Here is a 12604-nt window from a genome sequence, read left to right as displayed (position 1 = left end):
ATGCCGCTGTTGGATGCTCGGCACAACGGAACCGGGATTCCTTTGGCCTCTCCATGCGTATGCTCGTGGGCATGCCCGTTCCCGTGATCATGGATGTCGACACCGGCATCGACGACGCGCTGGCCTTGCTCTTCGCTGTGGCGCATCCCGAGATCGACGTGCTCGGCGTGACCTGCGTGGCGGGCAACGCAGGGCTCGAGCAGGTGATCGACAACACACTGCGCGTGCTCGACCTCGCCGGCGCTCGCGACGTGCCCGTCGCGGGCGGTGCGTCGCGCCCGCTGCTCGCACCGGCGCGAGCGGCCTCGCATGTGCACGGTGCGGACGGCCTGGGCGGCGTCGCGCTTCCCGCGAGCGATCGCGACGCAGTCGAGGAGTCGGCCGTCGCGCTGATGCGCCGGCTGGTCATGCAGCACCCGACGCCCGTGACGCTCGTCGCCCTGGCGCCCCAGACGAACCTGGCACTGCTGCTGCGGACGCACCCGGAGGTCGCGGAGCGGATCGAGCGGATCGTGTTCATGGGTGGCTCGGCGAGCGCCGGCAACGCGACCGCGGTCGCCGAGTTCAACGTCTGGCACGATCCTGAGGCAGCGGCGATCGTGCTGGATGCCGGGGTGCCGACAGTCATGTACGGACTGGACGTGTTCAACCGCGTTGCGGTGCCGCAGGTGCGCGCCGATCAGCTCGCGAGCGGTTCGCACCACATCGGGCAGGTCGTCGGGCAGCTGCTCGGTCATCGGGTGGCGCTGAGCGAAGACGAGTCGCTGATGTACACCGGGCTGATCGGCGACGCGGGCGCGGTGTGCGCGATCGTTGCGCCCGAGCTGGTGCGCTTCGAAGCGCTGCCGGTGCGCGTCGAGCTCAGCGGTTACAGCCGTGGGCAGACCGTGGTCGACCGGCGGGCGTTCGCCGGCGAGGACAGACTGCACGGCCTCGACGACGAGTGGTCGCACTCGCAGGTGGCTCTGGACATCGACTCGGATGCCGTCGCCGACTTCTTCGTGCGCACCGTGCTGACCCTGCCGGGGGAGTGAGCCGGAGCGGCGTCGATCCGGTCGCCGCCGGCGGCGTCAGTTTATGAATCGCCAAACGTACTCCAGCCCGTCCAGCTGCCGGAACCACGCGATCGACACGACCGCCTCGTCGGGGTCGGACGCGCACAGGCACAGCTCGACCGTCTCGCCCGGCAGCACCTGGCCCCAGTTCAGACCTCGTCAGACGGCCGCCGACGGCGAATCCCGGTCAGTAGATGACTCGAGCTCATTCGCTGTCTGTGGAGGATGACCCGGTGAGGATCCGACCTCCCGCGGCGTGCGGCGGAACCTCGAGCCGATGAGCCGTGCGCCGTTGAGCATCCGCATCTCGAGTCGCTCGCTGCCCGGCGAAGGCTCCAGCTCGTCCGGAAGGTTCGCGGGAGCGGCGCCGAACGCCCGTCGTGACGTGGTGAGCACGCGACGTCCGAGAAGGTGGTTGCCCGCGCCGCCGACGACCGCGCCGACGCCGAACGGCAGTGCCTTGCCGAGGACGGATGCCCCGCCGCGCTTGGCGAACTGCCGGATGAACGCTGACTTGAGCCGGTCGACGACAGGCCCCATCGCCGCCCGGGGCAGCGACTTGGTGACCATCTCGCCCCAGTACGACGAGCGCGTGCCGCCGGTGCCCGTCGCCTGCCGCGCGAGCTGGGAGACGAGGTCGACGCCCTCCTTGCCGAGCATCAGCGTCATGACCAGCGCGCGGGCGCGTTCGGGGTTGTCGACGGTGATGCCGTGCACCTCCGCGACCGACTGCGCGAACAGCGCCGTCGACTCCATGAATCCGATGGTCTCGACGCCTGACAGCGCGAGCGTGACGCCGGTGCCGATGCCGGGCACGACGGCGGTGGCGCCGACCGCGGCGCCGCCGGCCGTGACGGCGGCGAGGTAGCGCGCCTCGAGGGCCCGGACGATCTGGTCAGGGTTCGCATCGGGATGCCGTCGGCGGATGCTGCGGATGTGCGCTACGACGAGCGGTCGCTGCACGGCCATTACCCGGTCGAGACTGCGCACGCTGAGCGGATGCTCGGTCGAGCCCACCGGGGGGACGGGCCTGTCCCAGGGGGAGTCCTCCGGGAGCGAGTGGATCTTGTGGACCTTCTCACGCATGTCGCGATCCTATGCACCGCTTCCGCGAGAAAGCCGAAAGCCCCGACCCCCTTGACAGGGCGGGGCTTTCGGCATGCGCGACTCGGCTCACACGAAGAGGTTCGCGCGCTCCAGGTCCTCCGCGAAGTCGACCTCGACCGCGTACAGGTCGGAGACGTCCATCGGCTCGAGCAGCAGCCCGTCCTCGACGATGGCGAGCTCGAGACCGCGCTCGAAATAGTCCTGATCCTCGACACGCTGCAGCTGACGCATGAACGCCTTCTTGTCGCGCGAGGAGATGTAGTTGATGCCGACCGCCTCACCGAGGCCGCCCTTGACCGTCTTCGACAGCTCGTTGATGTAGCCCTCGGCGGTGACGGTGTACTTCACCTCTTCGTCGCTCACCTTGGAGGTGTTGACGGTGACGAACGACTGGTCGCGCTCGATGAACTCGATGGCGCGGCCGAGGATGCGCGGGTCGAACACCACGTCGCCGTTCATCCAGAGCACGCCGCCCTTGCCGGTGGCGTTCAGCGCGCGCAGCAGGCTCTTGGAGGTGTTGGTCACGTCGTAGCGCTCGTTGTGAACGTAGTTCGCGGTGGGGAAGGCCTCGACGATCGTCTCGGCGCGGTAACCCACGACGGTGGTGATGCGGGCGCTCTTGCCGAAGGCCGCACGGATGTTGTCGTGCTGCTGGCCCATGATCGTGCGGCCGTCGCTCAGCTCGGTGAGCGGCTTCGGCAGGGCGCGGCCGAGGCGCGAGCCCATGCCGGCTGCGAGGATGACGGTCTGAAGAGTCACGGAATCTCCTAAGAAAGAACGGTGTTCACTGTCGGTTCACCGACGGGACACCTCTTCGTGCCTCCGCAATGCTACCGATAGCTGCTGGGAGACGCCGGGGGGAGGCCGTCCCGTTGTCCTTTCGTGACCGATTGCACACTCTTCTCCCAGAGTCGCACAAGGGGGTTGCGTTGCGGATGTCGCGGGGTGTCGGCGCCCAGGGCGTCGTCGGCGGTCGTTGGTACCGTAGACGAGTGACTGCTCCGCTTGATCCTGAGGATGCCCGCATCGACGAGACGAGTTCGAGCGAGCCCGCCTCCGTGCCATCGGCCGAGCAGGGTGCGCCGACGCCGCGGAAGGCGGGGTCCGGCGCAGCGAAGACATCCACAGCCAAGAGCACTGCCGCGAAGACGACCGCGACCAAGGCTGCAGCGACGAAGACTGCCGCGACCAAGCCCGCTGCGTCGAAGACTGCTGCGACCAAGACCGCTGCGTCGAAGACTGCTGCGACCAAGGCGGCCTCTGCGAAGACAGCGGCGGCCAAGACGGCTGCCGTGAAGAAGGCGGCGACCACGTCGGCCGCGTCGAAGGCGGCGGCGGCGAAGAGAGCGGCAGAGGCGGATGCCGGGCGCGCGGCGGCTGTGAAGAAGGCGTCCACCGCAGGCGCCGCCGCGAAGACCGCGAGCCGCACCACCGCTGCGAACACCACGGCGGCGAAGACGACGGCGGCAAAACGGGCCGAGACGGTCAAGAGGGCTCAGACCGCCGCGGCGAAGAAGGCGGCATCGGAGGAGCAGCAGGGGACGTCGCCCGCTGATCCGGCGAGGGAACCAACTGTGGCGCTCGAAGGCGGCAGCGCGACCTCGGCGCAGGAGCCCGCTGCGGACTCGATCCCTGCTGCCTCGAAGCAGTCGGCGGCATCCGCCGCTGCGAAGAAGAGCTCCGCCGGGTCGACCGCGCGGAAGACGACCGCAGCGAAGCCCCCCGCAACGAGCACCGCGGCGGCGAAGACACCTGCCAGGAAGACCGCTGCCACGAAGACCACTGGCGCGAGCGCCGCTGCGAAGACGGCTGCTGCGAAGTCGGCCGGTGCGAGCACCGCTGAGGCGAAGACAGCCGCTGCGAAGACCAGCACGGCCAAGACCAGCACGGCGAAGTCGAGCACGGCGAAGTCGAGCACGGCCAAGACCAGCGCGGCGAAGGCGAGCACGGCCAAGACCAGCACGGCGAAGTCGAGCACGGCCAAGACCAGCGCGGCGAAGGCGAGCACGGCCAAGACCAGCACGGCGAAGTCGAGCACGGCGAACACGAACACGAGCACGACGAAGGCGGCATCTGCGAAGTCCCCGGCTGTGGAGGCCGCGAACGCCGCCTCCACCGCGCCGTCTGACGCGTCGACCGCCGAGAGCCGGGCGTCCGCACCCGCAGCCGAGGCCGAGGCCCGTTCATCGAAGCCGGCGGCGAAGTCGGCAGCGTCCGCTTCCGATCGCACGGTCGCAGACGTGACCTCGCTCATGCCCGAGGTCACCACCGACGCAGTCATCGCGATCGACTCGGAGCCGGTGCGTCGCATGGTCGCCGCGTCGAACAGCGCGGATCTGGCGGAGGCGCGTCCGCCGCGCCGGGACGCCGCGGGCTCAGCCGTCGTGGTCGAGCCCGGCGTGGTCGAGCCCGGCGTGGCGGCATCCGGCACTCCGGTGCCCGATGCCGCGTCACCCGATGCTGCGACGACGAGCGCGCCGGCATCCGACGCCGCCGCGTCGGCTGCTGCAGTGCCCGACGCGTCGCCGGCGCGCGAGGCGGACGCCGCAGCGCCGGCACTCGACCTGCTCGAGCCGGCTGAGCAGATCGACGAGAGCGTGACCGACAGCATCGACCCGGACGAGCCGGCGCCGGCCCGGGACGCCATCCGCATCCGGGGTCTGGTCAAGCGCTTCGGCGACACCAACGCCGTCGACGACGTCGACATCACCGTTCCCGCCGGTTCGTTCTACGGCCTGGTGGGACCGAACGGTGCCGGCAAGACCACGACCCTGTCGATCATCGCGGGCCTTCTGCGGCCGGACGCGGGCACCGTGCACATCAGCGGGATAGATCAGCGCGAGAAGCCGCTCGAGGCGAAGCGGGTCATGGGCGTGCTGCCCGACAGGCTGCGCACTTTCGACCGCCTCACCGGACGCCAGCTGCTGCACTATTACGGGCAGCTGCGCGGACTCGATCGCTCCGTCATCGAGAAGCGCACCGCCGACCTCGCGCGCGCGTTCGACCTCAACGAGGCGCTGAGCCGAGTCGTGTCGGACTACTCGGCGGGAATGACCAAGAAGGTGATGCTCGCGGGGGCGCTGATCCACTCGCCGCGCGTCCTCGTGCTCGACGAGCCGTTCGAGGCGGTCGACCCGGTCTCATCGGGTGTGATCCTCGACATCCTGCGCTCGTATGTCGCCCACGGGGGAACGGTGATCCTCTCCAGCCACGGCATGGATCTGGTGGAGCGGGTGTGCTCGCGCGTGGCCGTGATCGTGGGCGGCGAGGTGCTCGCCGAGGGGACGATCGACGAGGTCCGCGCAGGGCAGACGCTGACCCAGCGGTTCATCGAGCTCTCCGGCACTGGCGGCGAAGTGGAGGGACTGGAGTGGCTGCACACGTTCTCCGACTGAGGGTCGCGCTGCTCGTCGGTGCGCTGCGCGGGGAACGTGCGGTTCGCGCGGCGATCGCGTTGGCTGCATCCGTCGTCGCGACCGTCGCCGTCTGCGTCGCCATTCTCGGTCTCGGCGAGGCGCCGTTGGCCACCGCGCAGACGGTCATCGTGCTGGGCGCTGCCGCGCTGATGCTCGCGTTCTTCGTCGGTCCCATGCTCACGGGCACGCCCGATCAGCTCGACCCGCGGCGCTTCTGGCCCTTCGGCGTCGACGAGGGCCGGCTCGCGTGGACGCTCGTGCTCGCGTCGCTGGTCAGCGCGCCCAGTCTCGCGCTGATTGCGGTCACAGCCTGCGTCGTGACCGTCGTCATCCAGGCCGGGGTGCCGTGGGCGGCCGCGGTGCTCTTCGGCGTCATCGGCGTGCTGTCGGTCTCCCTCGCCGCCCGGATCGGGATGGCGATCAGCGCGATCCTGCTGCCGGAGCGGCGCTCGCGCGAGCTGACGATCCTGTTCGCGCTGCCGGTCATCGTCATCGCGTTCCCGGTAGCGGCCTACTTCGCCTCGCTGCGCTGGGACGGGCAGGTTCCTCCGGCGGTGCACACCGCCACCACGATCGTCGGGTTCTCGCCGCTGGCGGCGCCGCAGGCGTTCCTCTTCCACATCGCGTCCGGCGAGACGGGCGCGGCGTGGGCGAGCGGGCTGGTGGCGGCGGGGACGATCGGCGGGATGCTGCTGCTGTGGCACCTGCTGGTCAGGCGGCTTCTCACCGCATCCGAGCGCCCTTACGCGACCCGCGAGCGGTCGGGACTGGGCTGGTTCGGCTCGCTGCCGGCCAACGCATTCGGCGCCATCGCCGCGCGCAGCCTGGTGTACTGGCTGCGCGACCGGCGCTACATCGTGAACCTGCTCGTCGTGCCGATCGCCGGCGTGCTGACGGTCTTCCCGCTGCTCGTGGCGGGAGTGCCGCTGTGGCTGGCCGCGCTGGTTCCCGTCCCGCTCATGGCTCTGTTCTTCGGATGGCTGCCGCACAACGATGCCGCCTACGATTCGACGGCACTGTGGATGCACATCGCCAGCGGCGTGCGCGGGCTGCCCGATCGGCTCGGTCGCCTCATGCCGGTCATGCTCGTCTCGCTGCCGGTGCTTGCGATCGGCATCTCGGTCACCCTCGCCGTCATCTCGGACTGGCACCTCATGCTGCCGCTGATCGGCGTGACGGCGGCGCTGCTGCTCACCGGGCTGGGCATGTCGAGCATCGCATCGGTCGTCGCGCCGTACGCCGTCTCGCGGCCGGGTGACAGTCCGTTCCAGCAGCCGCAGCGTTCGGCGGCGCACGGCTCGTACGGCGCCGCGCTGACGTTCGTGGGCGCGCTGCTGGCGAGCACGCCCACGATCTGGCTGTTCGCGCTGACTCTCATCGAGGGCGATCAGCATGCCCCGACGACGTTCTGGGTCGGCGTGATCAGCGGCGTCGTCGTGCTGTTCGGCGGGGCGGCGGTGGGCGCGGTGATCTTCGAGCGCAGCGGGGAGCGGCTGATGGAGTTCGTCGAGACCACCTGACCCCGGCGCCGCCGACGCGGATAGAATCTCGACATGAGTACTCCGCTGGACAGCCCCGATCAGGGTGGCGTGGCAACGCTCGATCGCGAACTCGAAGAGCTGCTGCAGGAAGAGCATCTCGAGCCGGGTGACCACGAGCGCTTCTCGCACTACGTCAAGAAGGACAAGATCCTCGAGTCGGCGATCACCGGCAAGCCGGTGCGCGCGCTGTGCGGCAAGAAGTGGACGCCGGGCCGCGACCCGGAGAAGTTCCCGATCTGCCCCACCTGCAAGGAGATCTACGAGAGCATGGTCTCCTGACGCGACGTCGCGTCAGAGCGTGTCAGTCAGCGTCGACGACCCTTCGGCGCGTCGCTGCGCTCCTTGCTCAGGGACCGGATGGCCGCTAGAGCGCGTCGACGAAAAGGGTCGGGATCGCAGGATCCGACTTGCTGAGCGCCAGTGCCCGCACCGGCAGCTCCTCGCGGACTCGCAGGTGGTGCTCCCGAGCGGATGCCGTTCCCGCGGCGCCCTCGTGCGCGGCATCGATCTCACCGGCGTCGACCAGCACGACCTGCAGCGCGCGGGCCTCGGGGTGCGCGGCGGCGGTGTCGACCTGCTCGAAGCCGTCGGCGACCGACACGGTCTCGGCGACCGCGACGCCGTTGTCGAGAGTGCGGAAGGCGGCTTTGCGCCCGCCCTTGGAGCCTTTGTCGGTGGATGCCTTCGCCACGGCGACCCAGCTGCCCGCAGAGTCCTGACGAGCGACGAGCTTGTAGACCATGCTCGCGGTCGGATAGCCCGAACCGGTGACCACAGAGGTGCCGACCCCGTAGAAGTCGACGGGGGACGCCGCGAGAGCGGCGATCGCGTACTCGTCGAGGTCGCTCGTCACAGTGATCTTCGTCTCGGTCGCCCCGAGCTCGTCGAGCTGCTGGCGGACGGCCGCCGCGACCAGCGGCAGGTCGCCCGAGTCGAGGCGCACACCGCCGAGACCGGTGCCGGCGACGCGGATCGCGGTCTCGACGCCCTTCCGGATGTCGTAGGTGTCGACGAGGAGAGTGGTGCCCGTGCCCAGGCTCGCGATCTGCGAGCGGAACGCGTCCTCCTCCGAGTCGTGCAGCAGCGTCCACGAGTGCGCCGCCGTGCCCATGGTGGGAATGCCCCACTGCCGGCCGGCCTCGAGGTTGCTCGTCGACGCGAATCCGGCGATGTACGCGGCGCGCGCCGCCGCGACGGCCGACTGCTCGGCGGCGCGACGCGAGCCCATCTCCGCGAGTGGACGCTCGCCGGCGGCGATGCTCATGCGGGATGCGGCCGTGGCGACCGCGGAGTCATGGTTGAGCACGCTCAGCGCGAGCGTCTCGAGCACGACGGCGTCGGCGAAGGTGCCCTCGACGCTGAGGATCGGGGAGCCGGGGAAGTAGAGCTCGCCCTCGCGGTAGCCGCGGATCGTCCCCGTGAAGCGGTAGTTCTCGAGGTAGGTCAGCGCATCGGCATCCACCACGTCGTTGTCTCGCAGGTACCGCAGCTCGTCGTCGCCGAACCGGAAGTCGCGCAGCAGCGTCAGCAGGCGTCCGGTGCCGGCGACGACGCCGAAGCGGCGGCCGCCGGAGAGGCGCCGCGAGAACAGCTCGAACACGCTGGGCCTGGTCGCGGTGCCATCGCGCAGAGACGCGGCGAGCATGGTCAGTTCATAGCGGTCGGTGAGGAACGCGGAGCTCATCCGGCCAGTGTATCCAGGCGCCGGGTCGGGAATACTGAGCAGCGGATCCCGCCCCCACGACCGATGACGGAGCACCCGCGCATGGCAGACGAGCTGACCCGACTCGTGAATGGAGTGCTGTGGCCCGGATTCCTCGGATCCGAGATGCCCGCATGGCTCGGCACGGCGCTCGATGAGGGTCTGGCCGGAGTGGTCTACTTCGCGCAGAACCTCGTCGGCGAGACCGCTGCGCTGAGCGCCGACATCCATCGTCGCGCCCCGCGCGCGCTGATCGGGATCGACGAGGAGGGCGGCAGCGTCACGCGCCTGGAGGCCGGAACCGGGTCGACGGTTCCCGGGGCAGCGCAGCTGGGCGTCGTGGATGACGTGGTCGCCACCGAGGCGACCGGCTACGAGATCGGCCGCCGTGTCGACGCGGTCGGAGGCGACGTCGTCATCGGGCCCGTGGCGGATGTGAACACCGACCCGCGCAACCCCGTGATCGGCGTGCGCTCCTTCGGCGCGAGCACCGATCTCGTCTCCAGGCACACGGCCGCGGCGGTGCGCGGCATCCAGCGCACCGGACTCGCCGCATGTGCCAAGCACTACCCCGGGCACGGAGACACGCACATCGACTCGCACCACGACCTTCCGACGCTGACCCTCTCTCAGCACGAGATCGACGCGCAGCACATCCCTCCGTTCATCGCGGCCGTTCGCGCAGGCGTGTTCTCGATCATGACGGCGCACATCAGCGCCCCGCACTGGGGCGACGCTCCTGCCACGCTCAATCCGAACGTGCTCGGCCGGCTGCGTCGCGCTGGGTTCGACGGAGTGATCATCACCGACGCGCTCGACATGGCCGCGATCCGCGAACAGGTCGGCATCGGCGGGGGAGCCGTGCGCGCGCTCGCCGCTGGCGCCGACCTGCTGTGCATCGGCAATCCGACCAACCCCGGCGCGGCCATGCTGCCCGACCAGGACGAACGGGACTACCTGGCCGCCCGCGACGCGATCATCGCGGCGGTCCGCAGCGGCGAGCTCTCCCGTGCGCGAATCGAGGACGCGGCGCATCGCGTGGCGGCGATGGCGGATGCCGTGCGGCAGCGGTCCGCAGTACCTGCGGTGTCCTTCGATGGGGACGGCATCGCTGATCGCGCGGTGCGCGTGCAGGGCGAGCTTCCCTCGTTCGCCGACGCGCCGACCACCGTGATCGACCTGCGACGGGCATCGAGTCTGGCGGTCGACAGCGCAGCTTCGCACGTCGCACTCGCGCTCGCGGCCGGAGGGGAAATCGTCCGGATCGACGCGATATCCGCCAGCCGAGAGCAGATCACCGACGCCGCCGGCCGCGCGAGCGCCGGGCAGAGCATCGTGCTCGTCGACAGCATCGAAGCCGACTCCCCGCAGAGGACCGTGCTCGACAGCATCCGCTCCCTGTCGCCGGCCATCGCCGCGGTGAACGTCGGTCTGCCCGCCGAGGCGGAAGGCGCCGTGATCTCGTCACCGGCCGCAAGCATGCTCGCCGCCCGAGCCGCCCGCCGCGCCATGCTGAGCCGCTGACCGCACGAGACTAGGCTTGAGCACCATGAACGACGCACCGATCGGCATCTTCGACTCCGGCGTCGGCGGGCTCACGGTGGCCAGGGCGATCCGCGCGCAGCTGCCGCAGGAATCGCTCGTGTACATCGGCGACACGGCCCACTCGCCCTACGGGCCGAAGCCGATCGCGGACGTCAGGCGCTACAGCATCGAGGTGCTCGACGCGCTCGTCGAGCAGGGTGTGAAGATGCTCGTGATCGCGTGCAACACGGCATCCGCCGCGGTGCTGCGCGACGCCCGCGAACGGTACGACGTTCCCGTGGTCGAGGTGATCGGCCCGGCGGTGCGCCGCGCGGTCTCAACGACGCGCAACGGCCGCGTCGGCGTGATCGGCACGGTCGGCACGATCGGCTCGCGCGCCTACCAGGACATGCTCGAGGTGAACGAGCGCCTGGAAGTGTTCACCGCCGCCTGCCCTCGCTTCGTCGAATTCGTCGAAGCCGGCATCACCGGCTCGCCGGAGGTGCTGGCCGTGGCCGAGGAGTATCTCGCGCCGCTGCGGGATGCCCAGGTCGACACCCTCGTGCTGGGATGCACGCACTACCCTTTCCTGCGCGGCGCGATCAGCTATGTGATGGGCCAGGGGGTCTCGCTCGTGTCCAGCGACGACGAGACCGCCGCCGATGTCTATCGTCAGCTCGTGAAGCGCGACCAACTCGCCTCGCAGGGCGCCGTCGCCAGCTACGTGTACGAGGCGACCGGGGACTCGGCGGAGGACTTCACCGCGCTCGCCAACCGCCTGATGGGTCACGAGGTGCGCGACGTGCAGCTCGTGCAGACCGGCGTGATCGACCTGCCCTACCTGCTCGACGCCGATACCCGGCCCTGAACCCGAATGCTCCGAGAGGACACCATGACCGACATCGTCCGCGCCGACGGGCGCAGCACCGACCAGCTCCGCGAGATCACGATCGAGCGCGGCTGGTCTGCGCACGCCGAGGGCTCGGCACTGATCAGCTTCGGCGGCACGAAGGTGCTGTGCACCGCATCGTTCACCAACGGCGTGCCCCGATGGCTGACGGGCAAGGGCAAGGGGTGGGTGACCGCCGAATACGCGATGCTGCCCCGCGCCACCAACAGCCGTAATGACCGAGAGAGCGTGAAGGGTCGCATCGGCGGTCGCACGCACGAGATCTCTCGGCTCATCGGCCGTGCGCTGCGCGCCGTGGTCGACACGAAGGCGCTCGGCGAGAACACCATCGTCATCGACTGCGACGTGCTGCAGGCCGACGGCGGCACCCGCACCGCCGCTATCACCGGCGCCTACGTCGCGCTCGCCGACGCCATCGAATGGGGCCGCGAGAAGAAGTTCATCGGCAGGAACGCCAAGCCGCTGCTCGACACGGTCGCCGCCGTGTCGGTGGGCATCGTCGACGGCGAGCCGATGCTCGATCTCGCCTACGTCGAGGACGTGCGCGCCGAGACCGACATGAACGTCGTCGTCACCGGCCGCGGTCTCTTCGTCGAGGTGCAGGGCACCGCAGAGGGAGCGCCGTTCGACAAGCGCGAGCTCGACGCGCTGCTCGACCTCGGTGTGAACGGATGCGCTTCTCTGAAGGAGCATCAGCTCGCGGCGCTGGGCGAGGGGGGCGCCGAGTGAAGGTCGTTCTCGCCACCCACAACCCGCACAAGGTCACCGAGTTTCAGCAGATCACCGCCTCGACCCGCCCCGACCTCGAGGTGATCGGCTATGACGGCCCCGAGCCGGTCGAAGACGGGGTGACCTTCGCGCAGAACGCCCTGATCAAGGCGCGTGCGGCGTTCGCGCACACCGGTCTGCCGTCGCTCGCCGATGACTCCGGTATCTGCGTCGACGTGCTCGGCGGATCCCCGGGAGTGTTCTCGGCGTACTGGGCAGGGCAGAAGAAGGATGCCGCCGCGAACCTGGAGCTGCTGCTCGATCAGCTCCGCGACGTCGCCGACCCGCACCGCAGCGCGCAGTTCCACTCGACCATAGCGCTGGTGACGGCAGACGGGCAGGAGCGCGTCGTGGAGGGAATCTGGCCGGGCCGGCTGGCGCACCGGGCATCCGGTACCGGCGGATTCGGCTACGACCCGATCTTCATCCCCGACGGTCAGGACCCGGCATCCGAGCGCTCGGTCGGCGAGTTCACCGACGCCGAGAAGCAGGCGCAGTCGCATCGGGCCCGCGCGTTCCAGGCCCTCATCCCGCTGCTCGCCGCGCTGTAGCGTCGCCTCGCGCGGTTGTTGAGAAGCGTT

At 69.9% G+C, this 12604-nt stretch carries 13 protein-coding genes; 8 read left to right on the top strand and 5 right to left on the bottom strand.

Translation table 11 applies throughout. The features are described from left to right. The first annotated feature begins 71 nt into the window (after window positions 1–71). Window positions 72–1034 (top strand): nucleoside hydrolase, encoded by a 963-nt coding sequence (locus tag V2S05_RS05885; RefSeq protein WP_413634376.1) that lies wholly within the window; start codon window positions 72–74, stop codon window positions 1032–1034. 180 nt (window positions 1035–1214) lie between these two features. Here V2S05_RS05885 and V2S05_RS05880 read toward each other — a convergent pair whose 3' ends face one another. The 4 genes from V2S05_RS05880 to V2S05_RS05865 form a co-directional block, all read right to left on the bottom strand. Beyond that, window positions 1215–2141 (bottom strand): hypothetical protein, encoded by a 927-nt coding sequence (locus tag V2S05_RS05880; protein ID WP_413634375.1) that lies wholly within the window; start codon window positions 2139–2141, stop codon window positions 1215–1217. Between the two features lie 87 nt (window positions 2142–2228). Further along, entirely contained in the window at window positions 2229–2921 is a 693-nt protein-coding gene (locus V2S05_RS05875; protein ID WP_271637212.1) for an NTP transferase domain-containing protein, read from the bottom strand. 25 nt (window positions 2922–2946) lie between these two features. Next, window positions 2947–3651 (bottom strand): hypothetical protein, encoded by a 705-nt coding sequence (locus tag V2S05_RS05870; RefSeq protein WP_413634374.1) that lies wholly within the window; start codon window positions 3649–3651, stop codon window positions 2947–2949. A 6-nt stretch (window positions 3652–3657) separates the two neighbouring features. Next, a complete protein-coding gene (locus V2S05_RS05865) occupies window positions 3658–4443 on the bottom strand; it encodes a hypothetical protein (protein ID WP_413634373.1) in 786 nt (261 codons plus the stop codon). On the opposite strand from V2S05_RS05865, the gene V2S05_RS05860 reads away from it, so the two are divergent. From V2S05_RS05860 to V2S05_RS05850, 3 genes are read left to right on the top strand one after another with little or no spacing between them, the layout of a single operon-like run. Continuing rightward, a complete protein-coding gene (locus V2S05_RS05860; RefSeq protein WP_413634372.1) occupies window positions 4403–5557 on the top strand; it encodes an ABC transporter ATP-binding protein in 1155 nt (384 codons plus the stop codon). The genes V2S05_RS05865 and V2S05_RS05860 overlap by 41 nt on opposite strands. Continuing rightward, window positions 5533–7098, top strand: coding sequence for a hypothetical protein (locus V2S05_RS05855; RefSeq protein ID WP_413634371.1), 1566 nt, complete (start codon window positions 5533–5535; stop codon window positions 7096–7098). Before V2S05_RS05860 ends, V2S05_RS05855 begins: the two co-directional genes overlap by 25 nt. Before the next feature lie 33 nt (window positions 7099–7131). After that, a complete protein-coding gene (locus tag V2S05_RS05850; RefSeq protein WP_071640714.1) occupies window positions 7132–7398 on the top strand; it encodes a DUF3039 domain-containing protein in 267 nt (88 codons plus the stop codon). Between the two features lie 85 nt (window positions 7399–7483). On the opposite strand, the gene V2S05_RS05845 is transcribed toward V2S05_RS05850, so the two are convergent. Beyond that, on the bottom strand, window positions 7484–8803 hold the full coding sequence (locus tag V2S05_RS05845; protein WP_413634370.1) for a nicotinate phosphoribosyltransferase: 1320 nt from the start codon (window positions 8801–8803) through the stop codon (window positions 7484–7486). 81 nt (window positions 8804–8884) lie between these two features. On the opposite strand from V2S05_RS05845, the gene V2S05_RS05840 reads away from it, so the two are divergent. Genes V2S05_RS05840 through rdgB form a run of 4 tightly spaced genes read left to right on the top strand, consistent with a single transcriptional unit; the run spans window position 8885 to window position 12574 of the window. Then, a complete protein-coding gene (locus V2S05_RS05840; RefSeq protein WP_413634369.1) occupies window positions 8885–10345 on the top strand; it encodes a glycoside hydrolase family 3 protein in 1461 nt (486 codons plus the stop codon). A 25-nt stretch (window positions 10346–10370) separates the two neighbouring features. After that, entirely contained in the window at window positions 10371–11213 is an 843-nt protein-coding gene (murI, locus tag V2S05_RS05835; RefSeq protein ID WP_271637219.1) for a glutamate racemase, read from the top strand. A gap of 24 nt (window positions 11214–11237) precedes the next feature. Further along, window positions 11238–11984, top strand: coding sequence for a ribonuclease PH (rph, locus tag V2S05_RS05830; RefSeq protein WP_413634368.1), 747 nt, complete (start codon window positions 11238–11240; stop codon window positions 11982–11984). After that, a complete protein-coding gene (rdgB, locus tag V2S05_RS05825) occupies window positions 11927–12574 on the top strand; it encodes an RdgB/HAM1 family non-canonical purine NTP pyrophosphatase (protein ID WP_413634367.1) in 648 nt (215 codons plus the stop codon). The genes rph and rdgB overlap by 58 nt, the downstream gene beginning before the upstream one ends. The last annotated feature ends 30 nt before the right edge of the window (window positions 12575–12604 follow it).

This window comes from Microbacterium sp. OR16 (assembly GCF_047306725.1).
Lineage (GTDB): Bacteria > Actinomycetota > Actinomycetes > Actinomycetales > Microbacteriaceae > Microbacterium.
The sequence above is the reverse complement of the archived record's forward strand: the minus strand, read 5'-3'. Positions and strand labels throughout refer to the sequence as shown.